Here is a 24,007-nt window from a genome sequence, read left to right on the forward strand (position 1 = left end):
TTGCCGACGGTCATGGCGCGTCCCACCCCAGGGCCAAGGCGCCGGCCAGACCCGCCTCCACGCCCAGGCCCGGCGGCACGATGAAGCTGGCCAAACCATCAGCCAGGGCGGGGTGGTCGATGTAGCCGCCGATGTGGCGTTCGGCATGATGGCGGACCTTGTCCAACAGGCCGGGACGTCCACCCACGCCGCCGCCGATGACGATGCGCTGGGGCGACAGGGCGAACAGCAGGTTGGCCGCCATCTGCCCCAGATAGTCGCCCACCAGGTCCCAGACGGGGTGGTCGTCGGCCAGGTCCGTGGCCGGCCGGCCCACGCGCGCCTCGATGGCGGGGCCGCAGGCCAGGCCCTCCAGGCAATCGCCGTGATAGGGGCAATGGCCAGCATAGGGGTCGCGGGCCGGGTCGCGCCGCACCAGCAGGTGGCCGCCCTCGGGATGCACCAGGCCGTGCTGAGGACGCCCGCCCACCACTACGCCCACGCCGATGCCCGTGCCCACGGTCACGTAGATATGGCTGTCCAGGCCCTGGGCAGCACCCCAGCGGCCCTCACCCAGGGCGGCGCCGTTGACGTCGGTGTCGATGGCGACGGGGACACCCCCCTCCTTCAAGTGTCCAAGCGCGTTGGCCAGGTGATCGCGCACCGGCGCGCCGGACCACCCCGGCTTGGGCGTGCGGGTAATGCTGCCGTATTCCGGACGGCTGGGGTCCAATTGCAGGGGGCCAAAGCTGGCGACGCCCACGGCGTCCAGGCCGCCTATGCGCCCGCTCAGCTCGCGCAGCGTCTCGGCACAGCGCGCCAGCGTCTCCTCCGGCGTGGTGGTGGGGATGCGGACGGTCTCGATGGACTGAGGCCGCCCTGTCCCTTCCATGACGGCCGCGCCCACGACGGCCTTGGTGCCGCCCAGTTCCACCGCTCCGACGCGCTTCATGCCTGCCTCCCGCCTTTGAGGCAGGCATCCTGCCAAGGGCGGGGCCGTCTGACAACGATGGCAGTTGCCGGCCCCGTGGTCAGGCGGCCAGCAATTGCTGGATGTCCGGCACGGGCAGGTTGGTCAGGTCCTTGGCGACCTCCGCCACGATGACGTCACGGGTCGCCGGGGTCAGATGCTTGCGCAGGATACCCAGGGCGCGCGGCGGGGCGGCCAGCACCATGCGGCCGACCGTGCCGGCCTGCACCATGGTGTCCAGATGCCGCGCCACGTGGGCCAGGAATTCCGCCTCCGCCTGTTCCTGCCAGTCGGTTTCCTCCGTGGCGCTGCGCACGGTGCCCATGCCGAAGCGCCCGGGCTGGTCGGTGCCCAACTCGCGGGTGGGGGTGGTCGGCCGCGTTTCCGTGTGCTGGACGGTCAGGTTCAGGGCTTGGGCGTCGCCATCGTTGCGCAGGACCAGCATCTTGGCGCCGTCGCATGTCACGATCCAGCTGTGCCGGGCAATCACAATACCGTCCATGATCTTATCCCTCCCAGTCGATGCTCGTTCGTCACCCAAACTTTGGGACCCTAGCCTTCGGGACCCAAGCTTGCGGGCGACGCCTGCCGGGGAACGAAGGACCGTGGGAAAGGTTCCAGCCCTTCATGCCTGCGCCTCCTCCCGCCGGACCGGCCTGCACGGGATCCAAGGGACGTGCGACACAGGGCGGAGTCGACAGCTGGCCCGATGGGTGGAAAATTTTGCGGCCATCCCGAAGGCCGGGAATTCCGCTTGTCTCCACACCCGTTCGCACGCCAGTCTGAGGCGGGAAAGCCAGACCAAGCCTTGAAAGGGGAACCATGACCGTCGCGTCCAACGACCGCCGCCTTGATGGAATCCCGGTCCGCATGGATCGTCGCTTCACCGGAACGGATGGTCGCTGATGGTTCGCTGGTGTCTCCTGGCTTGTGTCGTCCTGGGTATGGCCGTCATCGGCATGGCTTCCCCGGGCAGGGCCGCGCCGCCGGCGGACACGGCTGACAGCCTGCGGGCCGTGGTCGAAGCCTCGGCCGATCGCCTGGCATTGGCCCATCAGGTGGCATTGTCCAAGTGGGACAGTGGTGCCGCGGTGGAGGACGGCGGACGCGAGGCGGTGGTGATCATGAGCGCCGTCTCCCAGGGCGAAGGCCAGGGGCTGGAGCGCATCTGGGTGGCCAGCGTTTTCCGCGCGCAGATTGAGGCCAACAAGCTGGTGCAATACGGCTTGATTGCGGACTGGGCGCGAAGCGGGGCGGCGCCGGACCATGCGCCCGTCGACCTGGTGCGCGATGTGCGTCCGCAGCTGGACACGGCGCAGAAGGCGCTGATGGCCGCCCTGCCGGGCGTGGCCCCCTTGCGCGCGCGGAAGACGTGCCGGGCGGAGGTGGCGGCGGCGGTGAACGATTATCTCTATCGTCGCCAGCTGCCGGCGGGCACGCTGGACGCCATCGCGCTGGACCGCGCCATGGCCGGGGTGTGCGGCGGCTAGCCCTGCGCGTGGGGCGCAGGTGGGGTTCGCGCCCGGGGGGATGCGGGCGGAACCGGTCTTGGGACAGAATGGTTGCCGTATCAAGCCAGCGCCCTGCCGCACCCATACGAAAGCGTATCCCCATGAAAGACCGCATTCGCGTTCGTGAGGACCGTCTCCTGTCCAAGGGCTGGTCCGAACTGCGTAGCGTCACCTTCGACTATCACCGCCGCGACGGTGACTGGCAGACCATGACGCGCGAGGTTTATGACCGGGGACACGGCGCCGTCATCCTGCCCTATGACCCGGTGCGCGGCACCGTGCTGCTGATCCGCCAGTTCCGCTATGCCGCTTACGTCGCCGGCTACACGACCCCCATGATAGAGGCGGTGGCCGGCCTGCTGGACGACACCTCGCCGGAGGAAACCATCCGCCGTGAGGCGGAAGAAGAGGCCGGCTGCCGCATCGGTGAGGCGCGCAAGGTGTTCGAGTCCTTCATGAGCCCTGGCTCCGTCACCGAACGCCTGACCTTCTTCGTGGCCCCCTACAGCGCCGCCGACCGTGTCGGCGCCGGCGGTGGCCTGGTGGCGGAGGGCGAGGACATCGAGGTGCTGGAGCCCACCCTGGATGAGGCGTTGGCCATGGTGGGCGACGGCCGCATCGTGGATGCCAAGACCATCATGCTGCTGCAGTACGCCAAGCTGAACGGGCTGGTGGGCTGATGATCCGTCAGCGGGCAAGCCGTTGTTCGTCGTCGATGAGGGTCAGCCGGCACGGGGCTGCGGAACCCCATCGCCAGAGCACCAAGTTCAGGTCCATCTCTCTGGCGCCACGGGCGTAGCTGCGGACCAGCAGGCCGTGGAAGCCTTGCGCGATCAGGCGCCGGGCGAAGGCCTGGGTGGGGGCCATCCCTGTCTGGCGCATCCGCTCGCGCCAAGCCGGGTCGGCCAGGCTGTCGGCATCCATGCCTTCGGAGGCCAGCGCGACGGTATCGCGGGTGTCGAAGACGGCGGCGATGTCCGCGTCATAGGAGACAAGGGTGGTGGGTTGCAGGGTGCCTACCTGGTTGGCCTCCCGCACCGCCGTCATGATGGAGAGGGAGCAATAGAGCGCTGGTGTGCCCTTGGGGTTGAAGCGGCCACCATGAAGCTCGGCTCCCCGCCCGGACAGCGGCTCCCGGGCATACACCGGATTCAGCGCACGATAGAGCAGGCCCCGATACCCCATGGGCGGGGCTAGGCGTGGATGCCGGCGTCGACGGCGTCGATATAGTCCAGCACGTCATCGGCCCGGCCGTCGCGCACCAGCTGCATTGCCGTTTGACCGGCGAAGCCCGGCAGAGGTTCGGAGCGGTACCAGGCATAGGCGATCAGGGCCGAGCCGAAACGTGGCTCGATCTTGTTGATGACCTCCACCATTTCCCGCAGCCGCCGTTGGGTCTTGGCGGACCGCAGGCGATCCTTGCGCTGGATGGCGTCACGGCCCAAGCCGGCTGACCGGGCAATCTCCTCGCTGGTGGTGCGCAGGCTGTCGGCGATCTTGGCCGGTGCGAACAGCCCGTGGTCCGCGTATTGGGTGAGGGGCATGGCCGCGATCCTCATAGCCACTATATATGACGCAATATGGCGTCATTTTTCGTGGCTATCAAGATTGGTAATCAGTCGACGTAGACGAGGAACTGTTCATACCGCCCCGCGTCCGCCCGGGCGACGATGCGCACGCCGCGGCTGGCGTAGCGGGCCTGGTAGATCTCCTCGGTGAAGCCGCCGCGCAGGCGCCGGGCCATGGGCTTCAGATCCGTTACCGTGCCCAACGGGCCTAAGGTCGCGGCATAGTCCGCCAGCGCCGCCGGGCTGAAATAGGCAGCGCCATTGGCGGTCAGGTGGGCGGCGTCGGCGTGGCCATGGGCCAGGCCCTCCAGGAAGGCGCGCGCGGTTGCGGTTTCCTCAGCGCTGGGTTGGGTCGCCAGCGGCAACAGGGCGCTGATCTTCTGGGCGATGCCGGCCGGGTCGCCATAGTCGCTGTTGACCAGCACGACGATGGCCATGCCCAGGTCCGGCCACACCCGGTTTTCCGCCAGGAAACCCGAGACCTCGCCGCCGTGGCGCAGCAGGCGGGCGGCGCCGTCGCTGGTGACCGTCAGGCCCAAGCCATAGCGCGCGTCCTGGCCGTTGTTCAGGCGCACGCTGGTCTCCATGGCGCGCCAGCTTTCCGGCTTCAGCAATTTCTGTCCCATCAGCGCGATGTCCCAGCGGGCCAAATCCTGCGGCGTCAGGGCCAATTGGGCGGCGCCCACCAGCCAGCCCGGCGCCTCCTTCGGGGCGGGGCGCGGCTGGCCCAGGGCATAGCGGGTGTAGCCGGCGGCGTCCTTGGGTCCCAGAGGGCCCTTGTCGATGTCGGCGGCGTCCAGGCCCAGGGGCTTCAGCACTCGGTTGGTGAGGAAGGTGAAGAAAGGCTGGCCAGAGGCCTTTTCCACGATGCGCGCGGCGATGGTGAAGCCGGTGTTGGAATACTGCCAGGCCTCGCCCGGCTGGAAATCCAGCGGCACTCGGGCCCAGCGGTCGAAGATGCCGTCGGCTGTGATGGGCTTTTCCATCATGGCTGGGACGTAGTCCTGCGGCCAGAAATCACGGTAGCCCGCCGTATGGCTCAGTACCTGGCGGATGGTGATGCGGTCCCCATCGGTCAGGTTGGGGATGAACTTGCCCACCGTGTCGTCCAGCGACAGCACGCCGTCCTCCACCAGCAGCATCACCGCGGCGGCCGTGAACTGCTTGGAGACGGAGCCGATGGCGAAGCGCTGCGCCGGTGTCGCCGCTCCCGCCGACTCCCGCCGCGCCTGGCCATAAGCGTGGACGTAGGCGATGGCCCCGTCACGTACCACGGCGATGGAGGCGCCCGGCGTGCCGCTATCCGCCAGCGCCTGTGTCACTGTCGCGTCGATCTTGGCGGTCACGTCGGGGGCAAGATCCGCGCCGGATGCGGCGCCGGACAGGAGAAGGCCGCTCATGAAAAGGGTGGCAAGCAAGGTACGCATGAGCTTCCTGGGGTGGGCTGAAGGGACGGCCATCCTGTCACTCCGTCCCGCTTTAGGAAACGGGGCTTAATAACGCGCTCATGCGCCTGCCATTCCAAAGACCATTGCCTACAGCGCAAGAAAAAGGGGCGGCCCTCCCGCTCCTTGGAGGACCGCCCCTCGGCCGGCACCGGCGGGGTGGGAGGACCCGCCGGCGCCTGTGTCACGCGGGTCAGCGCGCGGTGGCCACCGCCAGGGCCAGCAGAGCTTGGGCTACACCCTCGCCATAGGCCGGGTCGGCCTTGGTGCAGTTGGCGATGTGGCGCTCCTGGATCGCCGCCTCCGCCCCGCTCAGGGAGCGGGCGGTGTTCTCGAACAGCAGCTTCTGTTGCGCCGGGCTCATCTTGCGGAACAGGATGCCCGGCTGCTCCCAATGGTCGTCGTCCACGCGATGGTCCCAATGGGTGGCCGTCCCTTCCAGCGGCAGGGGCGGCTCGGCGAAGTCGGGGTGGTCCGGCCACTCGCCATAACTGTTGGGGTAATAGTGCAGCGTGCCGCCCCGGTTGCCGTCCGTGCGCATGGCGCCGTCGCGGTGATAGCTGTGGAACGGGCACTTGGGCGCGTTCACCGGGATGTGGTTGAAGTTCACCCCCAGGCGATAGCGCTGCGCGTCGCCGTAGGAGAACAGCCGGGCCTGCAGCATCTTGTCCGGGGAGAAGCCGATGCCGGGCACGATGTTGGCGGGGGAGAAGGCCGCCTGCTCTACCTCGGCAAAGACGTTGTCCGGGTTGCGGTTCAGCTCCATCACCCCGACTTCGATCAAGGGGAAGTCCGCCTTGGGCCAGGTCTTGGTCAGGTCGAAGGGATTGTGCTTGTGCGCCTTGGCCTGGGCCTCGGTCATGACCTGGATGGACAGGGTCCAGCGCGGGAAGTCGCCGGCCTCGATGGCGCCGAACAGGTCGCGTTGGTGGCTTTCGCGGTCCTTGCCGATGACGGCCTCGGACTCGCCGTCCGTCAGGTTCTCGATGCCCTGCTGGCAGGTGAAGTGGAACTTCACCCAGTGCCGCTCATTGGCGGCATTGATCAGGCTGAAGGTGTGGCTGCCGAAGCCGTGCATGTGGCGATAGCTGCGGGGAATGCCGCGCTCGCTCATGACGATGGTGACCTGGTGCAGCGCCTCGGGCAGCAGGGTCCAGAAGTCCCAGTTGTTGTTGGCGCTGCGCATGCCGGTGCGCGGGTCCCGCTTCACGGCGTGGTTCAGGTCGGGGAAGCGCAGGGGGTCGCGGAAGAAGAACACGGGCGTGTTGTTGCCCACGATGTCCCAGTTGCCTTCCTCGGTATAGAACTTCACTGCGAAGCCGCGGATGTCGCGTTCCGCGTCCGCTGCTCCGCGCTCGCCGGCTACGGTGGAGAAGCGGACGAACAGGGGCGTCTGCTTGCCCACCTCGGAGAAGATCTTGGCCTTGGTATAGCGGCTGACGTCCTGCGTGACGGTGAAGGTGCCGTGAGCGCCCGACCCCTTCGCGTGCATGCGCCGCTCGGGAATGACCTCACGGTCGAAGTGGGCCAGCTTTTCGATCAGCCAGATGTCCTGCAGCAGGGCGGGACCGCGCGGTCCAGCGGTCTGGATGTTCACGTTGTCCACCACCGGCGCGCCGGTGGCATGCGTCATGTGGGGCTTGGACGGGCCACCGGACTCGAATGTGTCGGACATGGGTGCGGGCTCCATGAAAGCGTGGGGGAAGCCCCGGGTGGGAACCCCGGTGCTCACGCGTCGGATTTGGCAGCGAACGGGGGGCGGGTTTCATTCACAACCCGCCCTGCCGTTGTTGCGCCAACCGCATCAGGCGGTGTAGCCGCCATCGATGGTCAGGCAGGCGCCGGTGATGAAGCCCGCCTCCGGCCCCGCCAGATAGGCCACAAGGCTGGCGATCTCGCTATCCTTGCCCAGGCGGCCGATGGGCATCAGCGTCATCAGGCGGGTCAACACGGCCGGGTCGGTGGGCACCATGTCGGTGGCGGTGGGGCCCGGTTGGATGGCGTTCACGGTGATGCCTCGGGGGGCCAGGTCGATGGCCATGCCCCGCGTCATCGCCGCCACTGCCCCCTTGGTCATGCTGTAGACCGATGCGCCGGGGAAGGCGGTGCGGTTGGCCGCCACGCTGCCGGTCGTGATGACGCGCCCGCCCATGCCCATGTGGGGCAGGGCAGCCTGCACCGCCGCGAAGGCGGCGCGGACATTGACCGCTACCATGCGGTCGAAGGTCTCCAGCGGGTAATCGTCCACCAGGCCATGGGTTAGCAGGCCGGCGTTGTTGACCAGGATGTCCAGCCGGCCATGCAACTGCGCCACCTCATCCACCGCCTGGCGCAGGGCGACCACGTCGGCGCTGTCGGCGCGGATGGCCAGGGCCCGGCCGCCCGCCGACTTGATCTCGTCCACCAAGGCGGCGGCCGGCGCCTCCGATGAAGCGTAGGTGAAGGCCACGGTGGCGCCGTCATGGGCCAAGCGGCGGACGATGGCGGCGCCAATGCCGCGGGAGCCGCCGGTGACCAGGGCGATCTTCCCGCCGAAGGGAAGGGTCATGATGTCTATCTCCATATCGTTACAGATGTAACAGTCCAAAATCAGGCTAAGCCCGATCCTTGAGGCCTTGTGGTGCCTAAAGATGGGAAGGGATCACTTCAGGCTCTTCAGCGCCAGGCGGGCCACGCGCCGCAGCGTGTCGGCGTCCGCGCCGGCCCGGGCCGACACCTTCAGCCCGGCCAGGGTGGCGCCCAGGAAGGCGGCGGCCGTGGGAACGTCCACGTCCGTTCCCATTTCGCCCGCCGCCCGGGCGGCGGTCAGCTGGGTTTTCAAGGCTTGGGCCAGGGTGTGGGCCGAGGCGTCGCCGATGGACGCGATCTCCGCGTCCGCCCGGCCGAACTCGCAAATGGCGCTGACGCCTAGGCAGCTAGGATGGTCGGACGCCACCGCCTTGGCGATGAAGGCCATGAAGGCGTATTCCACCCCCGTCAGGGGCGTGGGCGCCGCCATCATGGCGCGGACGAAATCGGCCACGTTCTCCTGGTTGTAGCGGCGCAGGGCCGCGAGATAGAGCTGCCGCTTGTCACCGAAGGTGTCGTACAGGCTCTGCCGGCTGATCTTCATGGCGCGCAGCAACGCCTCGGTCGAGGTGCCCTCGAAGCCGTGTTGGGAGAAAAGGGCGATGGCGGCGCCCAACGCCGCCTCGCCGTCAAATTCCTTGGGTCTCGCCATGACTTCTAGATAGTGATTCCGGACTAATCTGTCCAGAATTAATCGACAAAAAGCCGCACGATTCTTCTAAGTCTCTGGATGTGAAGCGATATTGGCCGCCGCAAAAAGTGCCGCCCTGCAACATTTAACAAGGCTTAACGCCAAATCGGTGCAGGTCCGGACAATAGTGATGCGGTTGGCGCACATACACTGCAAGGCGAATGGGGGCTAAGCCGCCGCCTGGTTGGGGTCCGTCGCGGACCTCTGGCATTCCCCCCTGTGATCACCAGACCCGAGGCCCGCGGTTCCCCGACCGCCGGCCCGGAACAGAGATGAGGGACGCGAGATGTCAGACGTTGCGATGAAATACTTCTACGCCACCGCCATCCATGGGTCGATGCGGGCGGCCAGCCAGAAGATGAACGTGGCGGTGTCCTCGGTCAGCCGGCAGATCGCCCAGCTGGAGGCGGCGATGGGCATGCCCTTGCTGGAGACCGGCCGCCGGTCGGTCAAGCTCACCACCGCTGGGCAAATGGTGTTCGACTACTACCAGGCGCAGATGGCCGACCGTGAGGCCTTCACCGCCCGGCTCGAGGCCTTGCGCGGCATGCGTATGGGCACGGTGGAACTGGCGGTGGGCGAGGGCTGCACCGTCCAGGCCGTGCAGGGCGTGCTGGAGACCTTCCAAAGCCGCTATCCCGGCGTCGAGTTGGCACTGCACACCGTCTCCACGGCCGAGCTGGTGCGCATGGTGGTGGATGACGAGGTACACATCGCCATCGGTGCCCAGATTCCCAGCGATCCCAAGGTGCGCGTCCGCACCTCCGCCCGCCAGCCGCTGATGGTGGTCAGCCGCCCCGATCACGCCGTGGCCAAGCGTGGGGCGGTGACCCTGCAGGATCTGTCTGCCCACGATCTGTGCCTGTCGCCGCGTGACACCCGCATCCGCCAACTGCTGTCGGCGGCGGAAATGCGCCACCAGGTCTGGCTGCGCGCCACCATCACCACCAATTCCGTCCATACCATGCGCGAACTGGCGCTCAGCGGCCGCGCCGCCACCATCCTGCCGCGGGCCGCCGTTCTGGCCGATCTTGAGGATGGGTGCCTGGTGGCAACGCCGTTATGCGACGTCGACACCGACAGCACGACCGTCGACCTGGTGACCCGCCTGGGACGCCAACTGCCCCACGCTGCCACGCTGGCCCTGTCGCTGTTGGAACAACAGGTACACCGCTGGGGCCAGTGCGGTGGCTATCAGGGGGGCGCCGCCGTCACCGCGCCGATGGCGGCTGTCCACGGCCGGGCTGAGCGCCACGTAGGGCTGGAGGCCGTCGCCTGAGCCTGTACGCCGCCATGGTCAGGGAAGGGGGCGGCCAGGGAAAGGGCGGGGTCGCCGGGTCCGCCCCTTCGCGCGCGGATGATGCCGGTGCGGATCATCCTCTCCCTCGGCTGATACGTACCGACACGCCGTCGATGATGGCGGGAACGGGGGCGGAGGGCTTGTCCACCTGCACCGTGATGGTGTCGATGCGGGGGAATTCATCCAACAGGGTGCCGGCCACCGCCTCCGCTACCGCCTCGATGGTCATGAAGCGCCGGGCGGTGGCGACACGAGAGGTGGCCGCCGTCAGCTTGGCATAACACACGCTCAAATCCCAATCGTCGGCCTTGCCCGCCACCGACAGGTCCAGCGTACAGTCCAGCGAGATGTAGAAGCGCTGGCCCAGCTTGGCCTCTTCCGCCGTTAGGCCGTGGTGGGCGTAGATGGCGATGCGGTGGACCAGGATGTGATCGGTCATGGGGTAGTTTCCTCTCAGGGCCGGGGTCAACGCCGCTGGGTCCCGCACACTGGGCCCGGCACAGGCTGCCCTTTCCCCGGTGCGCTGTCACGGCCGTTCCGTCACGCCTTGCCCTGCCTGCGCTGTGGCATAAATGTGGGCATGTGATTTGGCTGTTGCGCCGGGGAAGGGGCCATCGCAGGGTGGCGCCCTCCGTCCTAATGGCCATCCCCCAGCGGGTTCTCCCGTAAAACCGGATCGTATGCCCATGCCTGCCGCCCCCGCCGGGACTCTCGCCGCTCACCGCCAGCGTTTGCGCCTGGATTGCCCCGTCGTCTTCCCCGGATTCCGCGCCCTGACCCCGGCGGAGGAGTTCCGGGCGGTGGCCGACTGGTGCGACGCGAACGGCGTCACCCATGACCAGTACGGCCAGGGCGACCTGCTGATGGCGTTCGAGGGCACGGTGGCGGGTCTGCTGGGCAAGGAGGCGGCCGCCTTCATGCCCAGTGGCGTCATGGCCCAGCTGATCGCCATGCGGCTGTGGACCGAGGTCAGCGGCGTGCCCCGCTTCGGCATGCCCCACACCTCCCACCTCGCCCTGCATGAGGAAGAGGCTTACCAGGCCCTGTTCAACTTCCACGGCGTGCCGGTGGGTGATCGCCGCCGGCCCATCCTGGCCCGCGACCTGGCGGCCGTGTCCCAGCCGTTGGCCTGCCTGCTGGTGGAACTGCCCTTGCGCGAGATCGGCGGCCAGCTGCCGGATTGGGACGAGCTGCAGGCCCTGAAGGAGTTGGCGCGATCGCGCCAGCTGCCGCTGCACATGGATGGCGCCCGCCTGTGGGAAAGCCGCGCCTATTACGGCCGCAGCTATGCCGAGATCGCCGCCGGCTTCGCCTCGGTCTACGTCTCGGTCTACAAGGGCATCGGCGGCGTCGCCGGGGCCGTGCTGGCCGGTGATGCCGATTTCATCGCCAACGCCCGGCTGTGGCAGCGGCGCCTGGGCGGCACTCTGGTCCGGCAGAGCCCTATGGTGGCCACCGCCGCCATGCGGTTCGAGACGCGACTGGCCCTGATGGACGCCTGCTACCGCCGCACCCTGGATCTGGCGGCAGGCCTGGCCGGCATTCCCGGTGTCCGCCTGAACCCCGCCGTGCCGCAGACCAACATGCTGCACATCTTCTTCGACCGCCCGGCGGAGGAGGTGGCGGAGACGCGGGACGCCATCGCCGGCGACGAGGGCCGCTGGGTGGCGGGGGAAATCCGCCCCACCGACGTGCCGGGCTGGAGCGTGACGGAGCTGTATGTCGGCGACACCCTGCTGGGCCTCGACAATGCGCAGGTGCTGCCCTACTTCACGCGGCTGGTGGGCGCCTAACGGAACTCCCGCGTGTCCACGCCGGCGGCGCGCACGGTCCAGTGCCGGTGCCAGCGCAGATCGGTCAGCGACAGCGGCGCGATGTCCAGGCGCCAGAAGGCCTGCGGCGGCGCCTCCAGCACGACGGCCACCGCCATGCGGATCACGGCCGGGTGGGTGACGGCCAGGGTGTGCCCCTCCGCCGTCCCATGCTCCAGCCACCGCGCCACCCGCGCCCGCAGCTGCGCCAGCGACTCAGCCCCATGGGGGCGGGCCTCCGGATCGCCTAACCACGCGCCCACCGCGTCCGCCTCATGGGCCGACAGGTCGGCCAAGCTGCGGCCCTGCCAGTCGCCCACGTTCAGGTCGGCCAGAGCCGTGTCCTCATGCGCCTCCACCCTCAGGGCGCCGGCCAGCGCGTCCGCGGTCTGCCGTGCGCGGACCTCCGGCGCCGTCCAAAGGCGATCCACCTTACGCAGGGCGCGCACCTCCGCCAGCAGGGAGGCTTGGGCCAGGCCGGCTTCCTCTGCCGCTTCGTCCGCCCGGGGGAAGACGGCGTCACGCTGGGCCCGGGTGGGGGCGTGGGCCAGCAGGGTCAGGCGGCCGATGACATTGGGGGCTGTCATGGAGATAGTCCTTGAATGCGGTACGGCCCCTCCCTACCATCAATGGATCGCCCGCGCATGGGGGAAGCCGGTGCAAATCCGGCACGGTCGCGCCACTGTAACCGAACGCCCAGGCCTTTCCAGGGCGTGCGGAAGCCAGACCCCCCGTCGCATGACACAGACCGCATACGGGACGCGTAATCCCAGGGAGCGTTTTTTATGGCCCACGCCACCACCCATTCCGGCACCCCCGCCGTTGCCCTGCCGGTGATCTCCGCCGCTGAACTGCTGCCCTGGGCCGTGTTCGGCGGGCTGCTGCTGGTGCTGATGGTCTATTTCGTGGGGGCGGAGCAGGGCGCCACCTCCCTGATCCAGGGCCGTGAGGTGCATGAGTTCGTGCACGACGCCCGCCACCTGCTGGGCTTCCCCTGCCACTGAGGCGGGAGGACCCTCGCCATCATGGTTGGAATTTATCTCGCCCGCGGGATGCTCATCGGCATCCTGGCGGGTTTGCTTGCCTTCGGCGTGGCCACGCTGATCGGTGAGCCGCCGGTCGAACGCGCCATCGCCTTCGAGGCGGCCCAGGCGACGGGGGAGCATGAGCATCATGACGCGGCCGCCAGCCCTGACACCGTTGAGGCGGGGCACAGCCATCATCATCATGACGCCCAGGCGGCGGATGAGGAGGAAGAGCTGTTCAGCCGTGGCACGCAGGGCGGCTGGGGCCTGCTGACCGGTCTGCTGGTCTATGGCGCCGCCGTGGGTGGCATGTTCGCCCTGACCTATGCCTACGCCCAGGGCCGCATGGGCACCCTGGGGCCGCGTGGCCTGGCCGCCATTCTGGCACTCCTGGGTTTCCTGGCCGTGGTTCTGGTGCCGGCCTTCAAGTATCCGGCCAACCCCCCGGCGGTGGGCAATCCTGACTCCATCCAGCAGCGCACCGCCCTGTTCTTCATCCTGCTGATCCTGTCCGTCGCCGCCATGGCGGCGGCCGTGGTCACGGCCCGCCGGTTGGCCGCCCGCTGGGGCATCTGGAACGCCGGCCTCGCCGGCGGCGCCCTGTTCCTGGCGGTCATGATCGCGGCGGGCTATGCCCTGCCCGAGGTGAACGAGGTGCCGGAGACATTCCCGGCCCAGCTGCTGTGGCGTTTCCGCATCGCCTCCTGGGGCATCCATGCCGCCCTGTGGGCGGCGCTGGGACTTGGCTTTGGCTGGCTGTGCGAACGGGCGCAGTCCCGCGACCTTCAGGCCCTGCGCCGGGGTGATCGGCCGGCGCTGTTCTGATCAGTTTTGGCCCGTAGCCGCCATCTGGTCGATGAGGGTTTTCCAGGCGGCCACCGGTCCGCCGTCCCCATAGCCTCGGTACGAACTGGCGAAGCCAAGGTCGAAACCATAGCTGATGCTCACCACCAAGTGAGTGGTGGGAGCCAGGGTCCCCGCCTTCAGCACGGCGGCGGCGACATGGGCCAGTTCGCGGCGCTGGTCTTGGGCTGGCACCGGTATGCGCAAGCGGGCGCTGACGGCCACGAATTCCGATGGCAAGGCAGGTGCCGCGCTGCCGGAAACATTCACTACCCGCATTGTTTTTTGCTGCGTGACGCCCACGGTCATGACCTCTGACAGGGAATCAACTGCGGCGTAGATGGGCAGTAGGGTGGGGCCGAAAAAGCGTACGAACACCACCGGTGTCGCCGCCAGCAAGGCTGCTGGGACGGCCAGTCCCATCAGGACGCGGCGGCTGGGCCAAGTGAGATTTGCTGGGACTGAGGCCGACGCCGCCGTCACCGTGCAGGACCCACACAGCAGGTCATGCAGGCTGCGGCGGCTGGGCCGGTTGAACAGGAACAGGTAGAAGGTCGTCATGCCGCTGGCCAGGAGGACCAGGCCGATGGCCCATCCCAGGATCTGGGCCGATCGGTCGTTGGACAGGGCCGCCAGGGCGTAGACGTTCAGGAACCAAGGGGCGGTCAGAACCGCCGCCCGCACCAGCGCTGTGCCTGGGTCCAGCAGGTGGCCATCTATCCCTGTCACCCGCACCTTCAGCAGACGCTTGCCCAAGGTCTGGCCCTTAGCTATGCGGCTGTTCTGCACGCCGAAATAGAGAATGGCCAGGCCCCAGCCGACCATCCGGCCGGCGATGCCCAAGGCTGCCATCTGGTCGAAGAACAGCGTGCCCAGTGCATAGCCTGCAACCATCAGCACTACGGTATCCGCTAGGAAAGCAAAAAGCCGGCGCCAGAATCCGGCATAGGCGTCCGCTGAAGTCTCAGGTGTGGCGTTCGCCCCGCCGCCGTTGTCATCATCCCCAGACATCATCCTCTCCCGGCCTTTCATCCACTTAAACGTACAAATCCACAATCACCTTATGTCACAGCGTGTAAGGGGTCACCAGCCGGGCCGACAATTGGAAGGCAGCCATACGGGGGCCGGCGATGACAGCGGTACGCCGCACCTCGTAAGAAGGAAGTCCCCTACCAGAATCGCCCCCATGTCCATCGCCGTCTTCGCCATCGTCCTGTTCGCGGCCCTGCTGCATGCCACCTGGAACGCCCTGGTGAAGGGGGCGGGGGACAAGCTGATGGCGGCCGTCCTGGTGGCGGGCGGCGCGGCCCTCATCGCCATCGTGACGCTGCCCTTCCTGCCCCTGCCGGCGGCGGCCAGCTGGCCCTATCTGGTGACGTCCAGCGTCCTGCAGATCCTTTACCTGACCCTGGTTGCCCGCGCCTATCATGTCGCGGACATGAGCCAGACCTATCCCCTGATGCGGGGGACGGCGCCGCTGCTGGTGGCGCTGGTCAGCGGGCTGTGGCTGCATGAGGCGCTGTCCCTTCACGCCCTGCTGGGGGTCGGTGTGATCTGCGCCGGCATTCTCAGCATGGCGTGGGTGGGCCGGCGCGGTGGGCCGGGCGGCGGCACCACCGGCACCCGCCTGGCACTGCTGACCGCCGTGGTTATCGCCGGTTACACCCTGGTTGACGGCCACGGCGTCCGCCTGTCGGGCGCGCCCGCGTCTTATGTGCTGTGGGGTGTGCTGCTCAACGGCGTGCCGCTGGTGGCTTGGGCGTTGCTGGCCCGGCGCCGGACATTCCTGCAGCACGTCATCCGCCAATGGCCGCGGGGTCTGGTGGGCGGCGCCGGCACCCTGATCTCCTATGGCCTGGCCCTGTGGGCGATGACGGTGGCCCCGGTGGCCGTCATCGCTGCCCTGCGCGAAAGCTCCATCCTGTTCGGCACCGCCATCGCCGGCCTGGTGCTGAAGGAGCGGGTGGGCCCTCGCCGCCTGGCCGCCGCTTGCCTCATCGCCGTGGGCGCCATGGTGTTGCGCCTGGCGTGAGGCGGGCGGCGGAACGACCGCCTTAGGCGGCGCGGGCCAGCCCGGCCTCGTCCCAGCCGCTGCCGCGATGCCAGCGCGCGGTGATACGCCCGCGTTCCAGGGCGAACAGGGTCAGCCAGCCGTTGTCGAACAGCGCCCGCACCTCCTCGTGGCGGGCCAGCACCTCGGCGATGGCGTGCCGGGGCGCCTCCACCAGGACCGACAGGCGCAGGGGCGCGTGGGCCAGGCGCTCGCCGTCGTGAACGGCTTGCCAGGGCAGGCCGGTGCGCAGCGTGCCGCCGTTGCCCTCCACCACGCCGATGCCGGCGGTGACATTGTGGATGAGCTTGTCCCCGCCGCCGAACAGCGTGGGCGCCACGGCCGACCCGTAATATTGCAGGCTGATCCAGCTGGCCACCACCACCGGCGCCGTCAGGATCAATTCCAGGGTGGCGAAGTCGCGATCCGCCCGCCAGTCGTAGGAATGCAGGAAGGCCCGGCCCTTCAGGTTGCCGCAGGCGGTCACGGCGCGCGGGGCGGCGACGAAGGCGGCGCACCCGGCCAGCCCCCATTCCGGCCGGATCTCCGCCCAGTTGCGGGCGCGGGCCGACAGCGATGCCGCGCTGGCGCCGGGAAGGCGGGCCGCCCGTTCCAGGCGCACCTGGCGCCCCGCCCGGTCCAGCCAATCGCGGGCGCGGCGGATGTCCGCCTCATGATCCCGGCCGGCACTATCAGTATACAAGGTGACGCGGTCGGTGACCGTGTCATGCAGGCCGGCCAGGAACAGGGTGTCGGCCGGCAGGTCGATGCCATGGGCGGGCAGGCCCGCCCGCGTCTCCGGATCGTTCAGCAAGCCCGCCAGCAGGCGGGCGGAGACATCGCCCGGATGACCACCGCAGGCGCCGCAGTGATAGGCGCTGTGGTGCGGATTGTTGTGCAGCGTTGCGCCATGGCCGATCAACAGCACCAAGCGCGCGTGTCCTTTCGTCAGCGACATGGCTTTCAGCACCTGTGCCGCAGTCGCCGCCTTCACATCCACCGACAGGGCGGGCGTGAAGGCCGGCGCCGGGTCGGTTCCATGCGCTCGGCCCAGCCCCAGGGTGTCGCGCAACAATTTCAGGGCGTACAAGGGTCCCGCCGATTCCACGAAGGCGAAGGAGGATACCGCCGCCTGGCGGAACCGTCCCAGGGCGCGGGCGGAGCGGGTGGCGATGCGCCGCTGCCGGTCTTGGGCGGGTGGCAGGGGAACGCTGGAGCGCAGGCGGGGCGGCAACAGGACGGGCAGCCGCGCCTCTGTCAGGTCGGACGCGGCCGGACGGTGCTCCACGGGCAGGCCGAAGAAGCCGGCAAAGCCCAGCGTGCCGATGCCGGTGTCCTGGTTTTCCAAGGCCCGGCGGAACGGTTCCGACCGCACGTCGATGCAGAACGCGGCCTGCAACAGAGGCCGGTCCCCGGAAGTGGCCGTATCGGCTCCCCCCAGCACCGTGTCCAGCCCCCGCTGATAGGCCATTTCCGCCGCCTGCTGCAGGATGGTGTCGGCCACCAGGTCGGCGTCCGGCGTCACCGGCTGCGCGTGGGCGGCCAGCACCTCCGCCCAGGCCGGGGCCACAGCCGGCACATGGGCCAGCAGGGCCTCTTCCCATACCAGGCGGATTGCCAGCAGATCGGCCAGCGTGCCGTCGCCATCGCCCGCCAGCTCGGCTTGCCATTGCAGCCATCGCGCATGCTGGGCCCAGCCCCCAAGGTCGGTCAGCAGCCGGTGGAAGGCCGTCTCCGCCGCCTCGGCCGTGAGGTCCAGCGCGGCGGCGGCACGCAGCAGGGCGCGGCCTGGGGTGTCCGGGCAATTGGCGACATGACGGCAGAACCCCGTCAGGCCGGCCAGCTCGGGCGTCAGGTCATGGGTTGCCCATTCCCGCCAGGCGGCGAAGGCCGATGATCCCGGGGCCGGCGTCCACAGGGCCTGTCCCCGGTCGAAATGACCCGCCGCCCACAGCCCCAGGCAGCGGCGGATGATCGCGGGCCAGTCGGTGCCGGTGGCGCGCGCCGCCAGATCCGCGATGGTGGGCAACGCCTGCGGCGTGGGCTGGTCCTGATGGGCCAGTGCCGTCAGGGCGGTTCCGTGGGCCGGCTTGCCCGGATGGGGGCAGGCGGCCAGTGCCGCCGCCAGGTCGCTGGCGGTGATCTCCCCCGTGGCGATCATGGCGGCGTAATCCGCGCGGTTGCGGGTCAGGCGGACCCCGGCGACACGGGCCAGCCGGGCGGCGGCCTGCGCCAAATCTTCCCCGGTCTGGCCCAGGAAGGGATTGACGGCCACCGTGGCGTCCAAGGGAAAGGCGGGCGGGATGGCGCGCATCGCCGCCTCGGCCGCCGCGAACAGGGCCTTGGCCGGTGCCGGCGCGATGTCGGGCTGATCGTGAAACATGGTGTCGTCTCCCGTGGTGACTGTCGTCAGGACCGGACGGTGCGGAAGCCGCCGATCAGCCGGTCTAGTGCGGCGTTGAGATAGAACCCGTTGGCGATATGGACTCGCAGGCCCGCCGCCGCCGGATGGTGAGCCCAGTGGGGGAACAGCGCCTGCGCCACCGCCACCCCGCAGAAGGAGGTGACGGTCAGCCCGATCAGCGCCCATTCCAGCGCCCCCGCCACCGGCGGGGCGGGCAGGGTGCCACCGGCCGCATGCACAGCCAGCGCCTGCAGCCCGAAGTAGGAGAGGGTGACGGCGGTGGAGGCGACCAGCGTGCGCTGGGTCAACGCCCGGGGTGCGGCGTCCGCCAGCCCTTGCGCCACCAGATAGGCGACGCCCGACACCAGGATCAGGCCCAGGGCCAGCGCCTGCGGCGACTTCGGCCCGGCCAGCAGGGTGAAGCCGACGGCGGCCAGACTGTAGAGAGCCAGCGCCAGCCCGAAGGCGCGGATCACCGCTCCGACACCGGGGGTCGCCACCGGACCGGGGCGCCGGGTGGCCTGCACCGCCCGAATGGCCCCGCCGGAGGACAGGAAGGCGTGCGCCTTGTAGAGCGAGTGCGCCAGGATGTGCAGCATCGCGACGGGCCACAGGCCCAGCCCGCATTGCAGCAGCATGAAGCCCATCTGTGCCACCGTGGACCAGGCCAGGGCCGTCTTGACTGCGCTCTGTGTCAGCATGACCAAGGCGCCGAACAGGGCGGTGAACCCACCCAGCATCACCAGTGCCGCCATGGCCCCCGGGCTGGCCTGCACCAACCAGGCCAGGCGGATCAGCAGCAGCCCGCCGCTGTTGATGATGCCGGCATGCAGCAGGGCCGACACAGGCGTCGGCGCCTCCATCACCTCGGTCAGCCAGCCATGCAGGGGGAAGGCGGCCGTCTTCAGCAAGGCGGCCAGGACCAGCAGGCCTGCGGCCCCCTCAGCGGCCGGGGGAAGCGGTGCCAGCCGGGCGGCGGCTTCGATCGTCGCGATGTCCATGGTGCCATAGGCGAGCCACAGCAGGCCGGTGGCCATGATCAGCGCGACGTCGCCGGCCCCCCAGACCAGGGTGAATTTCGTGGCCGCGCGCCGCGCCGGCGCCCGGTCGGGGAAGAACAGCAGCAACTGGCGCAGCACCAAGCCGATGGCCGCCAGCGCCGGCACCAGCAGCGCCAGGCTGCCGGCCTGCACCTGCAGTAGCACCAGGCCCAGCACCATCAGCATCAGGGCGTGGAACCACCCCTCCCGCGTGGTGCCGTCCATATAGGTGCGGCTATAGCGGACCACCACCCAGCCGATGAAGGCGACGGTCGGCGCCACCAGGGCAGTGACGACATCCAGGCGCACCAGCGACCCGTCATGCCCCCCTCCCTGGCCCACCCCCAGGAACGCGAACCGCGCCGCGCCGGCCAGGCATAGTGCCAAGGCGGCCAATGCCGTCCCCTCGGCGATCAGGGGAATGAGCTGGGGGCGGCGGCCGGGGCGCAGCAGGGCGATGGCTGCCGCGGCCAGCAGTACGGCCGGGGCAAGGCTCGACAACGGCATCGAACTCTCCAGGGAAACGCGGCCCAGGATTGGAACGCAGGCAGGAGATAGCCCTTGCGCGAATTCCAGAAAATTACATCTTTTAAAGAAATACGTTCTATTTATTGGAATGATTCCGGCATGGCTTCACTCAACCTGCACCATCTGCGCCTGTTTCGGGCCGTCGCCGCCGAGGGCACGGTGACCGGGGCCGCGCGGCAGTTGAATCTTTCCCCCTCCGCCCTGTCGACCCAGCTGCGCACGCTGGAGGACAGCCTGGGCCACCCCCTGTTCGAGCGCCGAGGGCGCGGCCTGATCCTGACGGAGGCGGGACGCATCGCGCTGGACCATGCGGTGGCGATCTTCCGTTTGGCGGAGGACCTGTCCGCCACCTTGCGCAATGCCGGCGGCGGACAGCGCGCGTTGCGCGTCGGGGCGCTCGCCACCCTATCGCGAAACTTCCAGATCGGCTTCCTGCGACCCCTGCTGGGCAGGCCGGATGTGGAGGTCGTGCTGCGTTCCGGCTCCCAGGGCGAACTGCTGCGCGGGCTGGACAGCCTGGCGCTGGACGTGGTGCTGACGAACCTGGCCCCACCCCGTGACGCCGCCAGCCCCTATCTGATCCATCGCCTGGACGAGCAGGCGGTCAGCCTCATTGGCACACCAGCCCGGCTGCGCCCCACCCAGGGAGACGACTCCGAAGGCGGCGTCCCGCTGGCAATCCTGCTGACCCGGCATCCTCTGATCCTGCCCACCCCGGAAACGGCGCTGCGGGCGACGTTCGACGCGCTGGTGGCGCAGTTGGGCATCTCGGTGCGCATCGCGGCCGAGGTGGACGACATGGCCATGATCCGCCTCATGGTGCGTGAGGACGCCGGCCTGGCCGTCATCCCCCCCATCGTGGTGCGGGATGAGTTGAGCAATGGCGAGTTGGTGGAGGCCGGGCGCCTGCCCAGCGTGGTCGAAAGTTTCCTGGCTGTGACGCTGGAGCGCCGCTTCCCCAACCCGCTGCTGGCGGAGTTGTTGGCCAGGGGCTGAGGACGATCCGTCATGCTGGTGGATCAGCGCGATCAAACGGCCCCAACGGTCCCAATGTAGCCAACCAGTTGCTATGCTGATTGGCGCCCAAACCGCATGCCGATTTTCAGCCCCGAGCGGGCCGCCCGCGGCGACACTGGCGCAACGATTGATAATGCCCCGTGAGCAAAGACACGCTGCTGCGGTTTGTCGCCGAGTGGCCAACCGCCAGCGCCAGGCTGATCAGATCGAGGCCGAGGCCCCGAGCCGCACGCCATCGGCCCGAACCATCGCCCGGCTCATGACCTCAGGACGGAACGCTCCGACCGAAGCGGAAACCGTCGTCGTCGCGGCCATTAAAGGGGGCATCCTCACCTTGGTTGATATCAGGAAGATTGTTGCCGACTTTCGGGAAATGATCCGGCACAAGTCCCTCTGCGACTTTGAGCCTTGGCTGGATCGGGCCAAAGGCAGGCAAGTGGTCATTTGCCAACGGCATTGTCAAGGATCGCGCCGCTGTCGCGACCGCCATCACGTCGCCCTGGTCCAATAGCTAAAGGCCAGGTCACCAAGCTCTAACTTGTCAAACGCCAGATGTCCGGCCTTGGGAAACTTGACCTGCTCCAGGTTCGCGTCTTCGGCGCCGGGTGATCCGTTCCATCACCAAGTTTGTGTCGGAGGCCGTATTCCATGCCGATTTATAGATTGATTCTCAGGGGTTCATTTTTCCTTCGTCCATTCCCACAGGTGGCGGTGACCATTCGCTGGAGGTGGCTAGCCATGTTTGGCGGGCCCGGTAAACCCGCCCGGTCATTTCCTGGGCGTTGAAACCGGAGCTTGTCGATCCAGGCCTCGCCCTTCTGCTTCCCTGCTGCCACAGGCAGGGCGGCATTCGCAATGGCCGGGCGACTGCTGCGCCCATCAAAAGGTGAACATCGATATCATGGCCCGCCCTAAACTCTCTCCCGATCACGCGCGCTCTCCTGTCAAGGTCTGGCTTTCAGCGTCGGAGCGAACCGCTGCCAAGAAAAAGGCTGCCGCCGTCGGCCTCCCCCTTAGCGACTACGCGCGACGCACCATCCTTCGACACGCCGTACCACGAGGCGTGCCGTCCGCGGCGGACGTTGCTGTTTGGCGACATTTTGCCAGGACCGCGGACAGCCTGCTCCAACTCCTCCACTTGGCCAAGGCGCGCAGCGACCTGCCTCCCAATCTGTCTGCAGTCGTCATTGTCACAATCGAGCTCCTGGCGAAGGCACGTACCACGATTCTGGAAAAGGGCAGCGGGAATGATCCAGGCGATCAGTAAGCGGAATCAAGCGGGAGCGCTCCTGAAATACCTCCTCGGCAGGGTGGACGGCGCCGGCAGACCACGCGAAAGGGTGGTTGTCCTGGGCGGCACGGTAACCGGTAGCGCCCCCTCCATGGCTATCGAATTCGCGGCCTTACGCCGGCTACGTCTTACGGTCGGCCGGGCCATTGTCCACTGCAGTTTACGTCTCGCACCAGGGGCCGTGCCTTAAGCGACATGGCGTGGGCCGAAATCGGCCGCCAATGGGCAACCGGGATGGGTTTCGAAGCACACGTCGTTGTCCTTCATGGACACGACCATATCCACATAGTCGCTTCACGCATCAACGTGGACCGCTCAGTCGTCCATGATGGCTACGATTATCTCCGTGGAGAGAGAATTGTTCGAAGCATTGAGCGTGACTTCGGCCTGATCCAAGTCCATCCATCCCAATTGCTTGCCCGCGAAGGGGCATTCATGCAGCCTGCTCGTGTAAAGCGTATTGATCTTGAAATGATCGTCAAGATGCAGCCTATACCTCGGCTTCAAATTGCGACCTTGGTCGATACAGCATTGGCTGACAACCCTACACTCTCCGATTTTATTGGATGCCTAGGATCTTCTGGTGTCGGTGTGAGGCTGTACACTCGATCCGGTCAATTTGACGGCATATCCTTTTCGCTTGGCGAACACCATTTCAGCGGGTCCAGTCTGGGGAGCGCCTACAGCTACGGGCGCTTACTTAAGCGTGGGCTGAAGCATGAGCCAATCCCCAAAGCCAAGGCCGTCAACGAGACACGCCTCCACGCTTTCCCCTTGCCGAAAGAATCGGATCCGACAGGTGGCCAAAGCCATAGAATTGATGGTGGGGCGGCCCGGACGCACAAGCGGCCGTAGCGGCCATTCACAACATCCCCCACGTAGTCGGAACCGCAACTTCCAAGTCCAAGGTAAACGAAGAACCCGTTGTCGTGATTCCAATCAATCGCGAGCCGAGCCGGGTGGTTGGGCCAGTTGGAAGTCTTCGTGAAAAGCCCCGGCAGACTGACGGACGACAACCTGACGGCAAACGCCCGACCGATGCGCCTGATTTTATCGCGCAAAGGATCAACCACTTTCTTGAAGCCCTTCCCTCATCCTCCTACCAGATCAGCATCAAAGATCGCCAATCCGGTACTACGCAGCGGCGTTCGTTGCGCGCGGATAGGACGCGCCACATTCTTCTCCAACTGGCAACTGGTGGCATGGCATGCTGGGAAATCCATGTCCGACCCAACGACCCCCGGTTCGTGCAACTACCCGACGCAAGCGCTGAGGTGCTGGATCGCCTGTCCAATGACAGCTGGAAGGTTGCCTTTGCTGCCGGGGCAGCGCCGGGCGAGCATGTTGCCTGGATCGATTTAGGCGCCGACATCGATCTCGATATGGCCATGAGCGTTGCCCGCCGCGTCGCCGAAAAGTTCGGCGACAACTTAGCCTCCGCTGGCGGGATTCAGTTGAGCAGGTTACTGAGCAGCGACGACCAGGAACCAATTTATCGTCAATCGGCGAATACTCTGTCTCTCCTACCGACAGCCCAGGCTACCAACATGAAATCTCGAGCAGAGTTAGTGTCGGATGGGTCGCTGATCCCGGAAATATAAGTAATGTATTGTCGGGCTGGCGAATAAATTTATAAGTCTCAGTTGCGCCCGCTGCCTCACAAAGCACTGATGGGTCCGGAAGGTGACAGCCCGGGCCTGATGTTTCGCGCTCTTCACCGCAACGAAATGAAGGTTCGGGCGGCGGGCCGTTTCCGGGATCGCCTTGGCGTCCGCCGCGTCGCCGACCACCGACTGCAAACTCGGCCGGTCGAGGAGCAAGTCCGACCTGCCCCTCGGCCGTGATCACCGTGCTGTACCGCCTGAGGCTACACCCAGGGCACCAGCCTGTGGGGCACCGTGCTGAACGACTATGTCGGCGACAGCCTGGCCAGCATCTCCATCGGCAGCGGCACCGTGCTGGCCAC

25 protein-coding genes and 1 riboswitch are annotated in these 24,007 nt (G+C 67.7%); of the genes, 11 read left to right on the plus strand and 14 right to left on the minus strand.

Annotated features, from left to right (window positions below; genetic code table 11):
* Window positions 1-10: 10 nt before the first annotated feature.
* On the minus strand, window positions 11-931 hold the full coding sequence (locus P5F91_RS19080; protein ID WP_277907944.1) for an ROK family protein: 921 nt from the start codon (window positions 929-931) through the stop codon (window positions 11-13).
* A 79-nt stretch (window positions 932-1,010) separates the two neighbouring features.
* Entirely contained in the window at window positions 1,011-1,451 is a 441-nt protein-coding gene (locus P5F91_RS19085; protein WP_145613122.1) for a baeRF12 domain-containing protein, read from the minus strand.
* Window positions 1,452-1,854: 403 nt separating this feature from the next.
* Between P5F91_RS19085 and P5F91_RS19090 the strand changes: the two genes are divergently transcribed.
* Entirely contained in the window at window positions 1,855-2,439 is a 585-nt protein-coding gene (locus tag P5F91_RS19090; protein ID WP_277907945.1) for a chorismate mutase, read from the plus strand.
* A 122-nt stretch (window positions 2,440-2,561) separates the two neighbouring features.
* Window positions 2,562-3,140 carry an NUDIX domain-containing protein gene (locus P5F91_RS19095; protein WP_145613120.1) on the plus strand — a complete coding sequence of 193 codons (579 nt, stop codon included), beginning with the start codon at window positions 2,562-2,564 and terminating at the stop codon, window positions 3,138-3,140.
* A gap of 7 nt (window positions 3,141-3,147) precedes the next feature.
* On the opposite strand, the gene P5F91_RS19100 is transcribed toward P5F91_RS19095, so the two are convergent.
* The 6 genes from P5F91_RS19100 to P5F91_RS19125 form a co-directional block, all read right to left on the minus strand.
* Window positions 3,148-3,645: an RES family NAD+ phosphorylase gene (locus P5F91_RS19100; RefSeq protein ID WP_277907946.1), complete on the minus strand. Its 498-nt coding sequence runs from the start codon at window positions 3,643-3,645 to the stop codon at window positions 3,148-3,150.
* 8 nt (window positions 3,646-3,653) lie between these two features.
* Window positions 3,654-4,004, minus strand: a complete 351-nt coding sequence (locus P5F91_RS19105) for an MbcA/ParS/Xre antitoxin family protein (RefSeq protein ID WP_277907947.1) — start codon at window positions 4,002-4,004, stop codon at window positions 3,654-3,656.
* 71 nt (window positions 4,005-4,075) lie between these two features.
* On the minus strand, window positions 4,076-5,455 hold the full coding sequence (locus tag P5F91_RS19110; RefSeq protein ID WP_277907948.1) for a serine hydrolase domain-containing protein: 1,380 nt from the start codon (window positions 5,453-5,455) through the stop codon (window positions 4,076-4,078).
* 211 nt (window positions 5,456-5,666) lie between these two features.
* Complete coding sequence (locus P5F91_RS19115) at window positions 5,667-7,148, minus strand: catalase (RefSeq protein ID WP_277907949.1); 1,482 nt, start codon at window positions 7,146-7,148, stop codon at window positions 5,667-5,669.
* A gap of 129 nt (window positions 7,149-7,277) precedes the next feature.
* Entirely contained in the window at window positions 7,278-8,021 is a 744-nt protein-coding gene (locus P5F91_RS19120) for a 3-oxoacyl-ACP reductase family protein (protein ID WP_277907950.1), read from the minus strand.
* 93 nt (window positions 8,022-8,114) lie between these two features.
* Window positions 8,115-8,693: a TetR/AcrR family transcriptional regulator gene (locus P5F91_RS19125; RefSeq protein ID WP_145613115.1), complete on the minus strand. Its 579-nt coding sequence runs from the start codon at window positions 8,691-8,693 to the stop codon at window positions 8,115-8,117.
* Window positions 8,694-9,018: 325 nt separating this feature from the next.
* Here P5F91_RS19125 and P5F91_RS19130 point away from each other — a divergent pair, with 325 nt between their 5' ends.
* Window positions 9,019-10,011 (plus strand): LysR family transcriptional regulator, encoded by a 993-nt coding sequence (locus P5F91_RS19130; protein ID WP_277907951.1) that lies wholly within the window; start codon window positions 9,019-9,021, stop codon window positions 10,009-10,011.
* 94 nt (window positions 10,012-10,105) lie between these two features.
* Here the strand turns inward: P5F91_RS19130 and folB are convergent, their stop codons facing one another.
* Complete coding sequence (gene folB, locus P5F91_RS19135; protein WP_277907952.1) at window positions 10,106-10,471, minus strand: dihydroneopterin aldolase; 366 nt, start codon at window positions 10,469-10,471, stop codon at window positions 10,106-10,108.
* Between the two features lie 247 nt (window positions 10,472-10,718).
* Here folB and P5F91_RS19140 point away from each other — a divergent pair, with 247 nt between their 5' ends.
* Window positions 10,719-11,825, plus strand: a complete 1,107-nt coding sequence (locus P5F91_RS19140; RefSeq protein ID WP_277907953.1) for a threonine aldolase family protein — start codon at window positions 10,719-10,721, stop codon at window positions 11,823-11,825.
* On the opposite strand, the gene P5F91_RS19145 is transcribed toward P5F91_RS19140, so the two are convergent.
* The gene (locus P5F91_RS19145; RefSeq protein WP_277907954.1) at window positions 11,822-12,430 is read right to left on the minus strand and encodes a histidine phosphatase family protein; all 609 of its coding nucleotides are present in this window, start codon (window positions 12,428-12,430) and stop codon (window positions 11,822-11,824) included. The genes P5F91_RS19140 and P5F91_RS19145 overlap by 4 nt on opposite strands.
* Before the next feature lies 1 nt (window position 12,431).
* Window positions 12,432-12,596, plus strand: a riboswitch (cobalamin riboswitch).
* Between the two features lie 32 nt (window positions 12,597-12,628).
* On the opposite strand from P5F91_RS19145, the gene P5F91_RS19150 reads away from it, so the two are divergent.
* Entirely contained in the window at window positions 12,629-12,847 is a 219-nt protein-coding gene (locus P5F91_RS19150) for a CbtB domain-containing protein (protein ID WP_004274006.1), read from the plus strand.
* Window positions 12,848-12,868: 21 nt separating this feature from the next.
* A complete protein-coding gene (locus tag P5F91_RS19155) occupies window positions 12,869-13,693 on the plus strand; it encodes a CbtA family protein (RefSeq protein WP_277907955.1) in 825 nt (274 codons plus the stop codon).
* Here P5F91_RS19155 and P5F91_RS19160 read toward each other — a convergent pair whose 3' ends face one another.
* Window positions 13,694-14,743 (minus strand): RDD family protein, encoded by a 1,050-nt coding sequence (locus tag P5F91_RS19160; protein WP_338424082.1) that lies wholly within the window; start codon window positions 14,741-14,743, stop codon window positions 13,694-13,696.
* A 154-nt stretch (window positions 14,744-14,897) separates the two neighbouring features.
* Between P5F91_RS19160 and P5F91_RS19165 the strand changes: the two genes are divergently transcribed.
* Window positions 14,898-15,743: an EamA family transporter gene (locus P5F91_RS19165; protein WP_277907956.1), complete on the plus strand. Its 846-nt coding sequence runs from the start codon at window positions 14,898-14,900 to the stop codon at window positions 15,741-15,743.
* Between the two features lie 22 nt (window positions 15,744-15,765).
* On the opposite strand, the gene P5F91_RS19170 is transcribed toward P5F91_RS19165, so the two are convergent.
* Both P5F91_RS19170 and P5F91_RS19175 read right to left on the minus strand, forming a co-directional pair.
* Complete coding sequence (locus P5F91_RS19170) at window positions 15,766-18,144, minus strand: YbcC family protein (RefSeq protein ID WP_277907957.1); 2,379 nt, start codon at window positions 18,142-18,144, stop codon at window positions 15,766-15,768.
* Between the two features lie 26 nt (window positions 18,145-18,170).
* A complete protein-coding gene (locus P5F91_RS19175) occupies window positions 18,171-19,712 on the minus strand; it encodes a proton-conducting transporter transmembrane domain-containing protein (RefSeq protein WP_277907958.1) in 1,542 nt (513 codons plus the stop codon).
* 120 nt (window positions 19,713-19,832) lie between these two features.
* Between P5F91_RS19175 and P5F91_RS19180 the strand changes: the two genes are divergently transcribed.
* Entirely contained in the window at window positions 19,833-20,729 is an 897-nt protein-coding gene (locus P5F91_RS19180) for a LysR family transcriptional regulator (RefSeq protein WP_277907959.1), read from the plus strand.
* 286 nt (window positions 20,730-21,015) lie between these two features.
* Here the strand turns inward: P5F91_RS19180 and P5F91_RS19185 are convergent, their stop codons facing one another.
* Complete coding sequence (locus P5F91_RS19185) at window positions 21,016-21,240, minus strand: hypothetical protein (protein WP_277907960.1); 225 nt, start codon at window positions 21,238-21,240, stop codon at window positions 21,016-21,018.
* Window positions 21,241-21,651: 411 nt separating this feature from the next.
* Between P5F91_RS19185 and P5F91_RS29895 the strand changes: the two genes are divergently transcribed.
* The 3 genes from P5F91_RS29895 to P5F91_RS19195 all read left to right on the plus strand — a co-directional run bounded on the left by P5F91_RS29895 (window position 21,652) and on the right by P5F91_RS19195 (window position 23,642).
* Window positions 21,652-22,017, plus strand: coding sequence for a plasmid mobilization protein (locus P5F91_RS29895; RefSeq protein ID WP_422394485.1), 366 nt, complete (start codon window positions 21,652-21,654; stop codon window positions 22,015-22,017).
* A gap of 177 nt (window positions 22,018-22,194) precedes the next feature.
* Window positions 22,195-22,896, plus strand: coding sequence for a relaxase/mobilization nuclease domain-containing protein (locus tag P5F91_RS19190; RefSeq protein ID WP_422394486.1), 702 nt, complete (start codon window positions 22,195-22,197; stop codon window positions 22,894-22,896).
* Between the two features lie 74 nt (window positions 22,897-22,970).
* Complete coding sequence (locus tag P5F91_RS19195) at window positions 22,971-23,642, plus strand: hypothetical protein (RefSeq protein ID WP_277907962.1); 672 nt, start codon at window positions 22,971-22,973, stop codon at window positions 23,640-23,642.
* Window positions 23,643-24,007: the final 365 nt, after the last annotated feature.

Origin of the sequence: Nitrospirillum amazonense (assembly GCF_029594735.1) — a bacterium.
Taxonomy (GTDB): domain Bacteria; phylum Pseudomonadota; class Alphaproteobacteria; order Azospirillales; family Azospirillaceae; genus Nitrospirillum; species Nitrospirillum amazonense.